Genomic DNA, 15,678 nt, shown 5'->3' on the forward strand with positions numbered 1-15,678 from the left:
CATGGGCCGCAGACGGCAACAGATTTGCGGTCTCGTCTCCTCGTCATGACGAGAACACCTCACGACCGCAGGATCAAGACGGCGATCACGCTGGTAATCGACCCGAACAGGATGTGAAGTCCGAGCGCGATCGGGACAGGATTCAGCTTGGCGACCTCACGAGAGGCCGCATGAATCGCGCCGATGCCAACATAGTTTATGAGCCAAAGCGCTACGCCAGCCACCACACCAGTTGCGACGTACGCGTGCGTGACGCCCTGCGCGAGGACAACGATGATGACGCCGAATAGGGCCGAGAAAACGATGTGCAAGGCCGCACCAACCAAGGTGGGCACTCCAAATGATTTAGCACCTCCGCGACTCGGGCCCAGAATGAGACCACCGATGCTGTTGGGGAGCGCCCAAAGACCCCGGCCGGTTGCCCCGCCGTACGCCATGCCTAGCGCGGCGATGCTGAGTCCGCCGACAACGCCACTAATAGCGCCGGCGAAATAACCGTTCACGCGCTCCTCCTAGTTTGACTTGAGTTGTTTCGATTGCGTCGTCATCTCGATGACGGTCACTGCGCATTCGCGCCCACCCGCCGGACGTGCGACTCGGCGCGCAATCGGTCGATCATGTGTGGGTAGTGCAGCTCGAAGGCGGGCCGTTCGGAGCGGATGTGGGGCAGCTCGGTGAAGTTGTGCCGCGGCGGCGGGCTATGCGTGGCCCACTCCAGCGAATTGCCGTAACCCCACGGGTCGTCGACGGCAACCGGTTCGCCGTAGCGCCAGCTCTTGAACACATTCCACGCGAACGGCAGCACCGAGGCCCCGAGAATGAACGCCCCTACGGTCGAGACGACGTTGAGCGTTTGGAAGCCGTCGGTGGGCAGGTAGTCGGCGTAGCGTCGCGGCATGCCGGCCGCCCCCAGCCAGTGCTGCACCAGGAACGTGGCATGAAACCCGATGAAGGTCAACCAGAAATGCAGTTTGCCCAGCCGTTCGTCGAGCAGCCGGCCGATCATCTTCGGGAACCAGAAGTACACGCCGGCGTAGGTGGCGAACACGATGGTGCCGAACAGCACGTAGTGGAAGTGCGCGACCACGAAATAGGTGTCGGTGACGTGGAGGTCGATCGGCGGACTGGCCAGCAGCACTCCCGAAAGCCCACCTAGCAGGAACGTCACCAAAAAGCCCGCCGCGAAGAGCATCGGGGTCTCAAAAGTGAGCTGGCCCTTCCACATTGTGCCAATCCAGTTGACGAACTTGATCCCGGTGGGCACCGCGATCAGGAAAGTCGTGAAGGAAAAGAACGGCAGCAGCACCGCCCCGGTGGCATACAGGTGATGAGCCCACACTGCAATCGACAACGCGCCGATGCTGATCGTTGCGTACACCATGGTGGAGTAACCGAACAGCGGTTTGCGGGAAAATACCGGGATGACCTCGGAGATGATGCCGAAAAATGGCAGCGCGATAATGTAGACCTCGGGATGGCCAAAGAACCAGAATAGGTGCTGCCACAACAGAACTCCGCCGTTGGCCGGGTCAAAGACATGCGCGCCGAGGTGGCGGTCGGTAGCCACCCCGAACAGCGCGGCCGTCAACAACGGAAAGGCCACTATCACCATGATGCTGGTCACCAGGATGTTCCAGGTGAACACTGGCATTCGGAACATTGTCATACCCGGTGCGCGCAGGCACACGACCGTGGTGATCATGTTGACCGCACCGAGGATGGTGCCCAGTCCGCCCACGATCAGCCCCAGTATCCACAGATCTCCTCCGGCGCCCGGGGAATGAACCGCGTCGGAAAGCGGGGCGTAGGCGGTCCAGCCGAAATCCGCGGCACCGCCGGGGGTGATGAATCCCGCCAGCGCGATCAGCGCTCCGAACAAGAACAGCCAGAACGACAACGCGTTGAGCCGAGGAAATGCGACATCGGGAGCGCCGATCTGCAGCGGCAGCACCAGGTTGGCGAACCCGAACACAATCGGCGTCGCATAGAACAGCAGCATCACCGTGCCGTGCATGGTGAACAGCTGGTTGTACTGCTCGTTCGACAAAAACTGCAACCCCGGAACGGCCAACTCGGCGCGCAAGAAGAGCGCCATCAACCCACCGACGAAAAAGAAGGTGAAGCAAGCGACCACGTACATGAGCCCGATCAGCTTGTGATCGGTGGTAGTGATCAGCCGGTAGATCAGGTTGCCCGTACCGTCGCCGCGCCCCGGGAGGGGCCGGCGAGCCTCCAGCCCCTCCAGCGGCGGCACGGTCGTGGACACTTGGTCGGTCTCCTCAGCGTGAATGGTTGCGGCGATTAGGTTTTAGCCAACGATGCAGGAACGCCGGGCAAGCCATTGCCTGACGGCCGGCGGTCAAGCATCGCGGCTCGGCTGCGTCGCCGCTGGTGCGCCATCGCGAAGGTCACTCCGGTGCGGCAGCTTCCAGTCCGGCCGGATGAAGTGACAGGTGTAGCCGTTCGGGAACCGTTGCAGGTAGTCCTGGTGCTCAGGCTCGGCCTCCCAGAACTCTCCGGCGGGACTGACCTCGGTGACCACCTTGCCCGGCCATAACCCGGACGCGTCGACGTCGGCGATGGTCTCCTCGGCGATCCGCTTCTGCTCCTCGTCGAGGTAGAAGATCGCCGACCGGTAACTGGTGCCGACGTCGTTGCCCTGGCGGTTCTTGGTGGTCGGATCGTGGATCTGGAAGAACAATTCCAGCAGCGTGCGATAGTCCGTCTCGTCCGGGTCGTAGACGATCTCGACGGCCTCGGCGTGGCCGGGGTGATTGCGATAGGTGGCGTGCGCGTTCTCACCGCCCGTGTACCCAACCCGGGTGGACACCACCCCGGGCTGATTGCGGATCAGATCCTGCATGCCCCAAAAGCAGCCACCCGCCAGGATCGCCATCTCGTAGTGGTGTGTCATGACGTCTGCTCACTTGGGGTTGCCTCGCTGCGCGGCTCCGAACCCCCGTTCGCGAACAGGCTCAGATATTGCCCGTACCCTTCGGCTTCGAGGTTGTCGCGGTGAATGAAGCGCAGCGACGCCGAGTTGATGCAATACCGCAGCCCACCCTGAGCCCGCGGCCCGTCAGGGAAAACGTGGCCAAGGTGGCTGTCGCCGTGCGCAGAACGCACCTCGGTGCGTTCCATGAAGTGGCTCCGGTCGTGTTTCTCGACGACGTTGTTTGCGTCGATGGGTTCGGTGAAGCTGGGCCAACCGGTGCCACTGTCGAACTTGTCGACCGATGCGAACAGCGGCTCGCCGGAGACGACGTCGACGTAGATGCCGGGCTCCTTGTTGGCCCAGTACTCGCCGGAGAATGGACGCTCGGTGCCGCTTTCCTGCGTGACGTGGTACTGCTCAGGGCTCAACGCGTCGACGACGGTTGGGTTCTTGGTGTATTCGTGTGTCACGATGCTCCTTCGTTAAGTGAATGCAGGTCGGATTTAGTTGCGGCCGGCCATGATGCCGCCGTCGACGTTGAGGATCGCGCCGGTGACCCAGCTGGCCGCATCAGAGAGCAGATAGGTGATGGCGTTGGCGACGTCGGCGGGGGTGCCTACTCGTCCCAGCGGATGAATCGGCGCGAAAGTCTCCAGGGTGGCGTCGACCTCGTCTTTCGGGACGAATTTTTCATACAGCGGGGTCTTGACGACCGCTGGTGCCACCGCGTTGACGCGAATCTTGTGCTCGGCAAGCTCGATGGCCAGGTTGTGGGTGAGCGCGTGCAGACCGGCTTTTTGCATCGAGTACGCAGACGACGGGGTCGCACCAATGGCCTGATGTGCCCACATGGCGCCGATGTTGACGATGGAGCCGCCCTCACCGTTGGCGATCATGCCCGCAACGACGGTCTGAGTCAGGAAGAACAAGGCATAGTTCAACTCGAGATACGAGTCATAGGTCTGCGCGTCGAGCTCGAGAAACGGCTTCGGGATGAAGTATCCGGCCGCGTTGACGAGCAGGGTCGCGTCGTCGTGCTGCTCGGACAGCGTGCGCTGCACATCGGAGACCGCAGAGCGGTCCGTCAGCTCGGCGGCGATGCCCCAAGCTTGGCCACGCCGGCTCGTCAGCTCAGCGACAGTGTCATCGACCCTGTCCTTGGACCGTCCAAGGATCACCGCGCTGCCGCCGTGATCGACCACGTCGAGGGCCACCTGCCGACCCATGCCGGCACTACCGCCCACAACAACGATTTTCTTGCCCTCGAAATGCATATCAATTCCTTTCCTGGTTCCCGGCCGTTTCTCTGGTCCTAATGAGGCTGCAACTCCCCGGGGTGAGCGTGCATCACCCGAACCACCTATTCACCCGGGTGATAAACGAAATCCATGAACCGGGAACCGGTTTCGGTGACAGATACGCCTACAGATCGATAGCCCAGCCGGTCAAGGCGCGGACATGTGCCAGCGTCAGTCCGCTTTGGCGACCGCCGCCTGCCTACGGGTTGCCTCAAAAGCATCGGCCAGCAGGAACAGCGCTAAGCCTATGAGCGCAATGTCCTTCATCAAGAACTCCCCGTCGGCCGACAAGATGGGAAAGCCACCAGCAGATGCTTCGCCGGTACCGGGGGTCGTGGCCATGAAGCTCAGTGTGGTCACGAAGAACATCGTGGCGATAATGCCACCCACCACAGCGGCCTTCGGGTACCACGGCTTGGCAGCCAGCAGCGCCGCAGTGATCAGTTCTATCGATCCGTTGAATCGACCAAAGGCCTCGATGGACATGATGTGGTAAAACCAGCTCAAGAACGGGCTATTGGCAACCCAATGCGAAATGCCGTGGGATTCATAGTAAGTGAACTTCATGGCGCCGAACCAGGCCAGGACTATCACCAGACCGTACCGTGCGACGAGAGCCGCGACGGCGGTTGGTTGAAACTTTGCCGGCTCATGAGTCATCGCGGCGGTGGCCTCACTCTGTGACATGGCGGTCTCCGTTCTGCCTGTGTGGTTTCATCGATGCTCGTTGCTGAACTCGCGCTGTCGCGGTTCAGATCAGCGACCACTATCTCTGCGCAAGGGGTGAGTTGTCCTCATCCGGGCGCGCAATTCACCCGGGTGAGCCATCGGCGATGCCGATCAGTTCTCCGCTCTTCCCAGTGAGGTTGGGGTTTCGCCTTTGATGGCGACGATCGACTCGGCGTCCTCCACCACGATTTGGGTGGCGGCCAGCAGTACAGCCCGCACTTCGGCGGCGGGTATGACCACAGCGCCGGAGGCGTCGGCGAACACATAGTCGCCGGGACGGACCGCCACCCCCGCGATCACCACCGGACGGTTTGCCTCATAAGGAGTGACGACGTCACCTCCCGACCGCGTTGTCTCGCCGCGGCAAAAGATGGCGAGGTCATACTGCTCGAGCTCGGCGAAGTCGCGCAGTCGACCGTCGGCGAGAATGCCGGCGAGCCGATGGTTGTAGACCCGCGACAGCTTGGTCCCACCGCCCAGTGACGCATCGGTGTAGCCGTTGCTGGCCAGAACCAGCACGCGTCCGTCGCCGCCACCGTCGATGGCGTCATAGAACAATCTCTTGAAGTTGTAGCGCTCGGGCGGCAGAGCGGCCCGACATGCCGGGAAATACGAAATGGTCACGGCGGGACCGAAGAGCCGGCGGCCCGGTGTCGGACTCACCAGATCGAGGAGATGACAGCGATGTTGGTGCCGTCGCCGCATTGCGTCCACGATGTCGGCGGTGCGCACGCGCCCGGCGAGTGCGTCGAGGGACTCCATCACCGGTCCCGGAGCGGCACACGCCAAGACTGGGCGCCGCGGAAGTCGAGCCACACATCGGTGGGGGTTTGCACCAGCCGGGCCAGAACAGCTTCGCAGCTCGGGCAGCGCACCACGATGCCCGGGCCGCGGTTATAGACATGGTTCTCGGCGAAGGCGGCGACCCGACCGCAGCCTCCGCAGCTCACCGTCATGGTCGTGACATCGAATCCGAGTACTGCCGCGAAGGCGCCGCCGGCGGCGTTGCCGTCAACGTACGTTGGTTCGGCCATCGTTCCTCGTCCCTGTATTAATTGCTCGGCCCGAACCGCTCGGTCCGGATGGCTGAGTGCTGATGCCCCTGCTCGATCAGCTTGGTTGTCACCGATTCCACGAATCCCGTTGGGCCACAGACGTAGATGCGCACACCGTCGCGGGGGGTCCACCGGGTCGCCACCAGGTCGGCGGAGCGCAGACGCCCTGGGGTCCGCGCGGTCTGCGGTGGCGCCGAGCGGGTGTAGACCAGCGCGACCCGGAGCCAGTCACACTCACGCTCGAGGCGGCCCAACTCCTGGGCGTAGTAGACGTCGGCCGGGCTGCGTACCGAGTAGACCAGCCGAAAGTACGACACGCCGGCCACAACCCGCGCTCGCAGCATGGCCATCAACGGCACGATGCCCGATCCGCCGGCAACCAGCAGAACGCGGGCCTGCTCGGCCGGGCTCCACACGAACCAGCCGCCAATGGGTCCGCGTAGCTCGATCTCGTCGCCTTCAGCAAGCCCGATGAGATAAGGCGAGACCTCTCCGTCGTCAATCTGCTGGACGGTCAACTCGATGCGCTCGCCGTCGGCCGGTCTGCTCAGTGAGTAGCTGCGTTGTGCGCTATAACCATCCTCAGCGGTCAGCTTGAGATCGATGTGCTGGCCGGCCAAGTGGCCGCGCCAGCCGGGCACGGTCAGCCCGATCGTGCGCGCAGACTCGGTCTCGCGCCTGGAGTGCACCACGCGCGCCACCCGCCACTCGAGCCTGGGTTTCACGTGGACGTCCACGGCCGTCGTCAATCCCCGGCGTAGCGTTGTTCTCGCCACGGGTCGCCGTAGCTGTGATAGCCCAGCCCTTCCCAGAATCCCGGTATGTCGCTGTCCCGCAACTCAATGGATTTCACCCACTTCGCGGATTTCCAGAAGTACAGGTGCGGCACCAGCAGTCGCGCCGGGCCGCCGTGCACTGGGCGCAGCGGTGCGCCGTCGTAGGCGTACACAATCCACGCCCTTCCACCGAGAAGGTCGCGCATTGGCAAGTTGGTGGTGTAACCACCATAGGAACCGACCAGCGCGAACTCGGCCGTGGTGTCGGTCGATTCGAAAAGGGTGTCCAGCGGAACGCCTTCCCACTCGGTATCCAGCTTGGACCACGTGGTGACGCAGTGGATGTCGACATTGACCTGTTCGCTGGGCAGCGACATCAACTGGGTCCACGTCCATGCGTGTACGCCGCCGCGCTCGTCGCGGATGGTGAATCGCCAGTCGTCGAGGTTGATGCGGGGAGTCGGTCCTGTTTGCAGGACAGGAAAGTCCGTGGTCAGATGCTGACCGGGTGGCAGCTCGAGGGCTGACTCAGTGCGGCGGCCGCGAAAGCCTTTGTTGACGATGCTCATTGGTCTTCCTCAGGTTTCGAGGCGCGCTTGCCGTCGAGCTCAGTTTCCCGGCCGCGGATCTGCGGAGGCGGGATACGAGTCGAGCAGTTGCCGCCACGATGCCGCGAATTTGGCGACACCGTCGTTTTCGAGGACCGTGAAAACATCCTTGAGGTCGACGCCGACCGCGCTGATGTCGTCGAGCACTGTTTGGGCGTCGACGAAGGTGCCGGTGATGGAGTCGCCAGTAATTACGCCGTGATCAGCGAGTGCCTCCAACGTTTTTTCCGGGATGGTGCTTACAGTGTGCGGTGCGACGAGCTCGGTGATGTACATGGTGTCTAGATACGCGGGGTTTTTCACCCCGGTGGAGGCCCACAGCGGGCGCTGCACGTGGGCTCCGTCATAGCTGAGCGCGGCGAAGCGCTGTCCGTGTTCGAAGACCTGCTGATAGGCGGCATAGGCGAGGCGGGCGTTGGCGATCCCCGCCCGTCCGCGCAAGACCATAGCTGCGTAGGTACCGATCATCTCCAACCGCCGGTCGACTTCGGTGTCGATGCGAGAGACGAATAAGGATGCCACCGAATGGATTTGGCTGAGGTCTTTACCGGCGCGTTGCGCGGCTTCCAGGCCGGCCAGGTAGGCGTCCATCACGCAACGATGGCGTTCGAGCGAGAAGATGAGGGTCACGTTGACTGAAATACCTTCCGCCACTGTCGCGGTGATGGCCGGCATACCGGCCGAAGTGGCAGGAATCTTGATGAAAAGATTGGGCCGGTCGACGATCTTCCACAGCTCGACGGCTTGGCTGACCGTCTTGTCGGTGTCGTGGGCCAGCCGCGGATCGACCTCGACCGACACGCGTCCGTCGACGCCGCCGGAGGCTTCCCACTGCGGGCGGAGGACATCGCATGCCTGCCGCACGTCGTCGGTGATGACGGTGCGGATCGCTGATTCGGCGTCGGCGCCGCGCTCGGCCAGTTCGGTGATCTGCTGGTTGTAGGCCTGCCCGTGAGAGATTGCACGCTCAAAGATCGAGGGGTTGGTGGTGACGCCGACAACGCATCGGGTGTCGATCAGTTGCTGTAAGTTGCCCGATATCAGGCGGTCGCGGGAAAGATCGTCCAGCCAGACGGACACACCGGCCGCCGACAGCGCGGACAGGGTGGGGTGTTGTGTCATTGGATGCCCGTTTCCTGTCGGCGCTGCCGCCGACGTGTGAGTCGGTCAGTGACGAACAGCGCCGCAGACGCGATGACCGGCCAGAACGCGCCGGCGAGCATCTGGCGCTCCTGCGGCGTCAAGTACGCGCGGCGCTTGGCGCGGTTGAACCCCGGGCCCATCGGTGATTCCCTTCTCCCGAGCGTGCTCACCGGCCGAGCCGGGCTGAACGTTCGGTTTGTGTGCGACGATTCACGTCGCAGCGGTCTATTGGTAGCGAGCGTGGCCCGAACCTGGGGCGATTGTCATCACCCCCCAACACCATTCACCCGGGTGATACGTAAAGCTGCGTCCGTGCGTTAGTCCGGTTAGTCCACGTCATGGTGGCCTATCAACCGCCGAGCCGCTTCGGTGATGGAGCCAGACAGTGAGGGGTAGATGGCAAGCGTCTGCGCCAGCTCGCTGACTGTAATCCGGTTCTGCACCGCCACCGCGATCGGCAGGATCAGCTCCGATGCGATCGGAGCGACCACCACGCCGCCGATCACGACGCCGCTGGCTTGCTGGCAGAAGAGCTTGACGAAGCCGTGACGCAGCTCCGACATCTTGGCGCGCGCATTGGTTTCGAGTGGCAGCATGATGGTCCGGGCCGGCACCGAGCCGTCGTCGATCGCCGTCTGCGGCACGCCGACCGCGGCGATCTCGGGCCGGGTGAACACCGTTGCCGGGACGGTGCGCAGCCGGATCGGGCTGACGGCCTCACCCAAGGCGTGATACATCGCGATCCGGCCCTGCATCGCGGCGACCGAGGCCAATTGCAACAGCCCGGTACAGTCCCCGGCGGCGTAGATCCCCGGCACCGACGTGCGCGACACCCGGTCCACGGTCAGGTAATCGCCGCGGCCCAGCTCGATGCCAACGCGCTCGAGGCCCAGACCGCCCGTGTTCGGGCTCGATCCGATCGTCATCAGCGCGTGGCTGCCCTCGACAGTGCGGCCGTCGGTCGTGGTCACCACAACTCCGCCGTCACTGCGGGTAACCGACTGCGCGCGTGCGTTTTTGACGAGCTTTACCCCCCGTTCGGCAAGCGACTCCTCCAGCACCGCAGCGGCGTCGGCGTCCTCGTACGGCAATACCCGGTCGCGGCTGGCCACCACCGTCACCGGGACACCGAGTTCGGTGTAGGCGTTGACGAATTCGGCGCCGGTGACACCCGAGCCCACCACGATGAGATGGTCAGGCAGCGTAGCGAGGTCATAAAGCTGCCGCCAGGTCAGGATGCGCTCGTCGTCGGGCTGTGCCGACGGCAGGATCCGTGGGCTGGCACCGGTCGCGACCAGTACGACGTCGGCGTCTCGCAGGGTAGTGGCGCCATCGGGCGCGGTCACCTTGACACAGTGGCGCGCCAGCCCGGGATTCGGGTCGACTAACTCACCGCGACCGGCGATCAGCTCGACGCCCATGCTGAGCAGGTCGGCGGTGATGTCAGCGGACTGGGCTGCGGCCAGTGTTTTGACCCGCTGGTGGATTTCCGGCAGTGCGATCTCGGCGTCGCCGACATCGACGTCGAGCCCCAGCGGCGCCCGGCCCAGTTCGGTGCGCAGCCCGGTGGAGGCGACAAATGTCTTCGATGGCACACAGTCGCACAACACGGCCGCACCCCCGATTCCGTCGGAGTCCACGACGGTAACTTCGGCTACGTCGGGACCGCGGGCGGCGGCCACCAACGCCGCTTCGTAACCGGCCGGGCCGGCGCCGAGGATCACAACGCGGGTCAAAGACCCCATCCCCCACCGGAACTGGTGTCGTCGTCACTGATGATGTGGATGGCGGCTTCCTCAGCCGACGCAGCGCCGCCGTCGATGCCGACGTCGTAGGCAAGGTAATCGGTACCCGGATCGGTAGGGTCGACGTCGAAGGCGACGAGTCGGCCCGCGCGCCTGCCGCCGACCTGATCGTCGATCGGCTCGCCGTCGCTGTCGGGGCTATCGCCGATTCCGTCGCCATCCCACTGGTCGGTCACGTCGGGCAGCTCACGGGAGAGTCGGCGCGTCAGACTTTCATGGGTACGCGCTTCGGCAGCGGTAAGACCCCACGCCTGCAACTCCTGCGGGCGTTCCGGGGGTGAGTAGCCTTCGTCCAGGTCGACGCCGGTCTGTTCAGAGTCCACGCTCTCTTCCGGCACCAGCAGATGTGCCTCGACGTCGTCGAATTCAGATATCCCCATCAGCGCCGTCTCCATTCCGTATCTGCATGTCTCAACCAAGCGACCCAAGAAGGTCGCGGCACGCTCGTTCACAGCGACGGCATACCTCGGCGCACACGCGGCAATGCTCGTGGTGCGCCGCATGCTTGTCGCACTCGTCCGCGCTTGTCCTACAGGCGATGGCACACGTTTGGAGCACTGTCCTGGTCACGTTGGCGTCGTAGTCGGTATGCCGGGACAGGACGCGGCCGGTTGTCGCGCAAACATCCGCGCAGTCAAGGCAAGTACGGATGCATTTGGCTAAGTACTGGACGTCGTCTTCACTGAGGCACGCATCTGCACATGCTGTGCACGCTTGGTCGCATTCAATGCAGGCGTCGATACATTCGACCAGCTTGTCTTTATCGATCCGGCCTAGATCTCGTGGATAAGTCTCCAGCATTCTCCTGGCGGCGCTCACTATGTTCTCCTTGTCAGGGTCCTCGTTGTTGGGGGTTGTCTCACACAACAGAACACAGCTGCGGGGACGTTAAGAGCATGGCGCGCAAGGGGGTGAACTGTCCTCGCCCACCTCAGCCACTCACCCGGGTGATAAACGGCGTGACGAGACTGCGAGTTGCGCTATCCGGCGGCGCTCTGTGCCGGAGGACCAAACTCCTCACTGACCGAGAAACGCGCGATGGAGGACGGAGCCACACCCAACGACACCATGGGACGCGGGAAAACGAGCGCGGTCAGATACGCCGTGAAGACGGCCCAGCGGTTCGCGGCACTCGGTATCGCGTAAAGGTGGTAGCCGCGGGTGACAGCCTTGGCCGGCAGCCCCGACATGTGGATGTTGAGTGGATTGGCCACCGCAAAGCCCGGCCCAAGGTCGACAACGGTGCCCAGATCACGATGCCGGTAATTACGTGGCTTTCCGTGGCCGAGACTGGCGGCGACATTGGTAGCGAGGGTTTTGCCCTGGCGGGTGGCGTGTTGCGCGGTCGGCGGGGTGATGCGCCCGGGGTTGGTGACGTCGGCGACCGCAGCGGCGTCACCGCCGGCAAATACCCCTGGCATGCCGGGCACACCAAGGTCCGGGCCGACTTTGAGCCGACCGCGCTCGGTCGGTAGACCCAGCGTATCGATCAACGGGCTGGCCACCACTCCCGTCAACCAGGCCACCGTGTATGTATCGATGCGGGTGCCGTCGGTGAGGATGGCGTAATCAGGGCCGACCTCGGTGAGGGTGACACCCATCTGGATCTGCACACCGTGGCGCCGCAACACACGTTCGGCCCTCGCGGCGAGCTTCGGGCCGATTTCGGGCATCATCCGGTCTGACAGTTCGACCAAGATCAGCCGGATATCGTCCCGCGGGATTTGGAATTTGCGCGCGGCCGACGCCGCCATCGCGCACAGCTGGGCGATCAGCTCAGTGCCCGAATACGACGCTCCCACAACCACAACGGTTTTGCGTGCCTGCGCACGGCGCGGGTCGCGGTCGATGGCGGCCAGCTCGAACTGTTCGAGGATGTGGTCACGCAGATAGAGGGCTTCAACGATCGATTTCAGGCCGCGGGCATGCTCGTTGAGCCCGGGAATGTCGAAGCGGCGAGTGATCGAGCCCGGAGTGAGTACGAGCCGATCCCACGCCAGCTCCTGGGTGGCATTTTCCTGATCGCGAAAGCGCAGAGTTCGTGCCGGGAAATCCACCGCGTCGACGTAGCCGCGGATCAGCCGCACACCAGGCAAGTTGTCGCTCAACGGAATCGTGACGAAACGCGGGTCGATTACGCCGCCTGCAACGTCCGGCAACAGCGGCGTGTACAGCAGATAATCCACTGGTGAGATGAGGGTGACGGTCGCGGGTGATCTCTTGCGGCGCAGCAAGGTTGTGAGCCGTCGCGCACATTCAAATCCGGCGAACCCACTACCCACGATCACTACTGACGGAGCATGGTCGGTCTTTCGAGGCTTGCGCATCTAGACCTCCCCGAGCTGCTGTAGGCGAATAACCGCGAGCATGATGCGCAGTTGCGGCTCCTCTGGGCTACCGGCGTAACCATTCAGCCAGCAGGTCAGCTTTGCGAGCATCGATACCGGCAATGGCATCCGGATTGACGTGAGGGCGTTGAGGGTGCGCTTGATCGCGAGATAGCTTTCCCCACAGCCTAATTCGACAAAGACAAGCGAGCGCTCATCGTCAGACAGACGTGACTTCACCGCCTCGACCAGTAACCACGCCATGTCCTCGTCAGAGATGATCCGTGGTCTGGTTGTCGGACGCGATTGCGTCAGCGAACCACGGCTCGGGAAGCTCCGGGTCGTTGACGACACCAATCGCGCCCGCGGCCTCATGGCTGCAGTAAGCATGTCCTGGTTCCTTCCCGTCTCCCTGGCGGCGGCGGATCCACTGCTGTGGTAGAGGCTGCCGCCGGGTGGGGTGAATCGTCATCGCCCTTCTCGTGTGTTCACCCGGGTGATGTGAGGCGACGATGCATGACTGGGCGCAGCTGGCCGGATCCGGGCAGGCGGATTACAACAGGCCCAGATCTCGCGCCCGGGTGACCGCCGCGCCGCGGTGCTCAACACCGAGCTTGCGATACACCGCGCGCTGGTGGGTCTTGACGGTATTGAGCGAGACGTACAGGCGCGCACCGATCTCCCGCCGCGATAACCGGGTGGCAAGCAAGCGAAGAACCTCAAGCTCCTTGGGAGTCAGAGCCTCCCCGACCACAGCACCGTCGCTGCCCGAACCCACCGCAACACCCGCGCCCCGCTCGGCCGACGCGAACAGCGGCGAGGCGATGCTCGCGTCCGCGGACCCACGCACCAGCGTGGCGACCTCGTCGAGAATCGCCTTCGCCCCTCGGTGATCGCCAAGCTGCTCGAAGATCTCCGCTTTGACCAACAGCGCCTTGGCCACCTCGAGAATTGCACCGCCTTGGCGAGCCGACGCAATGGCCATATCGGCGGGGACCCCCGCTGCAGCCGTGTCACCGCGCACTGCGAGGAGGTGCGCCGCGGCAAGCGACACCATCCCGTCCACGAAGTGCTCGGGGTCGGCCAGGTCCCGGGAACTGCCCGACGCCCGGCGAATCTGACGCTCGGCATCGGCGAGCTGCCCATGTTCGGCCGAAATCAGTGCCAGATAACCCAACGCGTAGACGCCGGCGCGACGGTCACCCACCTTTTCGGCGAGCCGCACGGCCCGCTGGAAGGCCGCTTGCGCCTCCCGGGTGTTGCCCGAAAAATACAGCGCGGAGCCATAGATGCAGTAAGCGCTCGATCGTCCCAACGGCGCGTCGCCGAGATCGAGGGTGATCGCCCGGCGAGCCTGCTCGAGCGCGGCGCCGACTTCAGCCGTCTTGAAGGCGTGAAGCGCGCGCAGCACGACGACTTGCGCGTTGATCGCGTCAGCATCGGCCGGGGATCGGGCCTCGACTGCCTCGATCCATTCGGCCGCGTCATCGAGTTGACCCATGCTTAGGGCGATCCAGGCGCGCGCCACGCCCAGCCGCGGATCGCCGAGCACGGTCGCCTCGGGCAGCAGGTCGAGCCAGCCGGAAACGGTCGACAGGCCGCCACCGTTGAACTCGTTGACCCAGTCCGCGGCGATGAGGTCCGCACTGTGCGCGATGTCACCACCAGCGATCAGGTGGCGCACTGCCTCATCGACAAGTCCTTCGGTCTCGAACCAGGCGGCGGCTCGTCGGTGCAGATCAGCGACGAGATCGGGCTCGCTGCGACGCAGTTCGGTGCGCAGCAACTCCCCGAACAGCTGGTGATAGCGGTACCAGTGACGCGACATGTCCAGTGGCACCACGAACAGGTTCTCGCGCTCGATCTTCGCCAAAACCGAAGCCGAGCCAGACGTTTGCAGCACGGCGTCGCACAACGGGCCGCTGAGCCGCCCCAAGACCGAGGTACGTAGCAGGAAACTGCGCAATTGTGGCGATTGCCTGTCGAGCACCTCGGCCATCAGATAGTCGACGATATGACGGTTATCGCCGGCGAACGTCCTGATAAAAGCCGCGGCATCGGCGCGCCCGGCAAGCGAGAGCGCGGCCAGGTAGAGACCGGCAACCCACCCTTCGGTGCGTTGGTGCAGCATTTGAATATCTGCGAGCGTCAGGTCCAGCCCGAGAACGTGGTTCAGGAGCTGATCCGTCTCACTTTCGCCGAAACGTAGATCGTCGGTTCGCATCTCGGCGAGTTCTCCGCTTGCCCTGAGCCGAGCCAACGGCAACGTCGGATCCGATCGGGTGGCCAACACAAAGTGAAGATTCGCCGGCATGTGGCTGATGAAGAATGTCAGCTGCTCATGGACCGCTCGACTTACCACCACGTGGTAGTCATCGAGAATCAGCACTATCGGGTTGGCGATGGTGTCCAGATCATTCAGCAAAGTAGGCAGAACGACCTGCACTGGGTCGGCACCCATAGCCAGAAATTCGACAGCGCGAATCCCCACCCCGGGGCTGATCTTCTGCAGCGCGCCGATCACGTACATCCAAAACCACACCGGGTCGTTGTCGGAAGCATCAAGCGACAGCCAGCCGAACCGCTCGTCGTCGCCAGCACCCAGAGCCCACTGCGCCAACAATGTCGTCTTGCCCCACCCCGCCGGAGCGCTCAGTAAGGTCAGCTTGCGGTGTCGTCCCGTCGAAAGTGCTTCGAGCAGGGCACCACGGTGGACGAAATTGCCTCCGATCTCCGGGACGTGCAGTTTGGTGGCCAGCAAGATCGCTGACGCACCAGCCTCTGGAACGCTGTTGTCGTTGCGGTCGGCTGAGTCACTCATGCCGGAAGTCCGCGAATCCGTTGAACCCAGCAGCAGCGCAGGAAAATTCGGCGTTGGAGCGTCCGGGGAGGACGCCGGCGTGTCTGCATCCCAGTCTGTCCTTGCGCCGTCCGGGCTCGTTCTGCTCGGAAATCGCGGCGACCTTATTGAATCAGGTGCGTTCTCCGCGATTACCTCGGGC

The 15,678-nt window shown here is 63.7% G+C and carries 18 protein-coding genes; all 18 read right to left on the reverse strand.

Features of this window, described 5'->3' with window-relative positions; translation table 11 throughout:
* Positions 1 to 59: 59 nt before the first annotated feature.
* The 18 genes from MSP7336_RS22360 to MSP7336_RS22440 all read right to left on the reverse strand — a co-directional run bounded on the left by MSP7336_RS22360 (position 60) and on the right by MSP7336_RS22440 (position 15,497).
* Positions 60 to 503 (reverse strand): hypothetical protein, encoded by a 444-nt coding sequence (locus MSP7336_RS22360; RefSeq protein ID WP_113964644.1) that lies wholly within the window; start codon positions 501 to 503, stop codon positions 60 to 62.
* A 56-nt stretch (positions 504 to 559) separates the two neighbouring features.
* Positions 560 to 2,266: an aa3-type cytochrome oxidase subunit I gene (gene ctaD, locus MSP7336_RS22365; protein ID WP_181786898.1), complete on the reverse strand. Its 1,707-nt coding sequence runs from the start codon at positions 2,264 to 2,266 to the stop codon at positions 560 to 562.
* A gap of 93 nt (positions 2,267 to 2,359) precedes the next feature.
* Positions 2,360 to 2,914, reverse strand: coding sequence for a peptide-methionine (S)-S-oxide reductase MsrA (gene msrA / locus MSP7336_RS22370; protein WP_113964645.1), 555 nt, complete (start codon positions 2,912 to 2,914; stop codon positions 2,360 to 2,362).
* Positions 2,911 to 3,405: a peptide-methionine (R)-S-oxide reductase MsrB gene (gene msrB / locus MSP7336_RS22375; RefSeq protein WP_113964646.1), complete on the reverse strand. Its 495-nt coding sequence runs from the start codon at positions 3,403 to 3,405 to the stop codon at positions 2,911 to 2,913. Before msrB ends, msrA begins: the two co-directional genes overlap by 4 nt.
* Before the next feature lie 33 nt (positions 3,406 to 3,438).
* Positions 3,439 to 4,209 (reverse strand): SDR family NAD(P)-dependent oxidoreductase, encoded by a 771-nt coding sequence (locus MSP7336_RS22380; RefSeq protein WP_113964647.1) that lies wholly within the window; start codon positions 4,207 to 4,209, stop codon positions 3,439 to 3,441.
* A gap of 195 nt (positions 4,210 to 4,404) precedes the next feature.
* Positions 4,405 to 4,920 (reverse strand): YkgB family protein, encoded by a 516-nt coding sequence (locus MSP7336_RS22385; protein WP_069397697.1) that lies wholly within the window; start codon positions 4,918 to 4,920, stop codon positions 4,405 to 4,407.
* Between the two features lie 153 nt (positions 4,921 to 5,073).
* Positions 5,074 to 5,724, reverse strand: a complete 651-nt coding sequence (locus tag MSP7336_RS22390) for an RraA family protein (RefSeq protein WP_113964648.1) — start codon at positions 5,722 to 5,724, stop codon at positions 5,074 to 5,076.
* Positions 5,724 to 5,996, reverse strand: coding sequence for a DUF6510 family protein (locus tag MSP7336_RS22395; protein ID WP_113964649.1), 273 nt, complete (start codon positions 5,994 to 5,996; stop codon positions 5,724 to 5,726). Before MSP7336_RS22395 ends, MSP7336_RS22390 begins: the two co-directional genes overlap by 1 nt.
* A 17-nt stretch (positions 5,997 to 6,013) precedes the next feature.
* Complete coding sequence (locus MSP7336_RS22400) at positions 6,014 to 6,754, reverse strand: ferredoxin reductase (protein ID WP_069397700.1); 741 nt, start codon at positions 6,752 to 6,754, stop codon at positions 6,014 to 6,016.
* 8 nt (positions 6,755 to 6,762) lie between these two features.
* Complete coding sequence (locus MSP7336_RS22405; protein ID WP_113964650.1) at positions 6,763 to 7,362, reverse strand: molybdopterin-dependent oxidoreductase; 600 nt, start codon at positions 7,360 to 7,362, stop codon at positions 6,763 to 6,765.
* Between the two features lie 39 nt (positions 7,363 to 7,401).
* Entirely contained in the window at positions 7,402 to 8,523 is a 1,122-nt protein-coding gene (gene tal, locus MSP7336_RS22410) for a transaldolase (protein WP_113964651.1), read from the reverse strand.
* Positions 8,520 to 8,684 (reverse strand): hypothetical protein, encoded by a 165-nt coding sequence (locus MSP7336_RS23935; protein ID WP_157123593.1) that lies wholly within the window; start codon positions 8,682 to 8,684, stop codon positions 8,520 to 8,522. Before MSP7336_RS23935 ends, tal begins: the two co-directional genes overlap by 4 nt.
* Before the next feature lie 186 nt (positions 8,685 to 8,870).
* Positions 8,871 to 10,289, reverse strand: a complete 1,419-nt coding sequence (locus MSP7336_RS22415; protein ID WP_069397703.1) for an NAD(P)H-quinone dehydrogenase — start codon at positions 10,287 to 10,289, stop codon at positions 8,871 to 8,873.
* On the reverse strand, positions 10,277 to 10,744 hold the full coding sequence (locus MSP7336_RS22420; RefSeq protein ID WP_069397704.1) for a DUF5709 domain-containing protein: 468 nt from the start codon (positions 10,742 to 10,744) through the stop codon (positions 10,277 to 10,279). The genes MSP7336_RS22415 and MSP7336_RS22420 overlap by 13 nt, the downstream gene beginning before the upstream one ends.
* Positions 10,745 to 10,760: 16 nt before the next feature.
* Entirely contained in the window at positions 10,761 to 11,150 is a 390-nt protein-coding gene (locus tag MSP7336_RS22425) for a four-helix bundle copper-binding protein (RefSeq protein WP_198167773.1), read from the reverse strand.
* Between the two features lie 179 nt (positions 11,151 to 11,329).
* Positions 11,330 to 12,676, reverse strand: a complete 1,347-nt coding sequence (locus tag MSP7336_RS22430) for an NAD(P)/FAD-dependent oxidoreductase (protein WP_069397705.1) — start codon at positions 12,674 to 12,676, stop codon at positions 11,330 to 11,332.
* The gene (locus MSP7336_RS22435) at positions 12,677 to 12,940 is read right to left on the reverse strand and encodes a tryptophanase (protein WP_244917507.1); all 264 of its coding nucleotides are present in this window, start codon (positions 12,938 to 12,940) and stop codon (positions 12,677 to 12,679) included.
* 289 nt (positions 12,941 to 13,229) lie between these two features.
* The gene (locus MSP7336_RS22440) at positions 13,230 to 15,497 is read right to left on the reverse strand and encodes a winged helix-turn-helix domain-containing protein (RefSeq protein ID WP_069397706.1); all 2,268 of its coding nucleotides are present in this window, start codon (positions 15,495 to 15,497) and stop codon (positions 13,230 to 13,232) included.
* Positions 15,498 to 15,678: the final 181 nt, after the last annotated feature.

Source organism: Mycobacterium shimoidei (assembly GCF_900417275.1).
GTDB lineage: Bacteria > Actinomycetota > Actinomycetes > Mycobacteriales > Mycobacteriaceae > Mycobacterium > Mycobacterium shimoidei.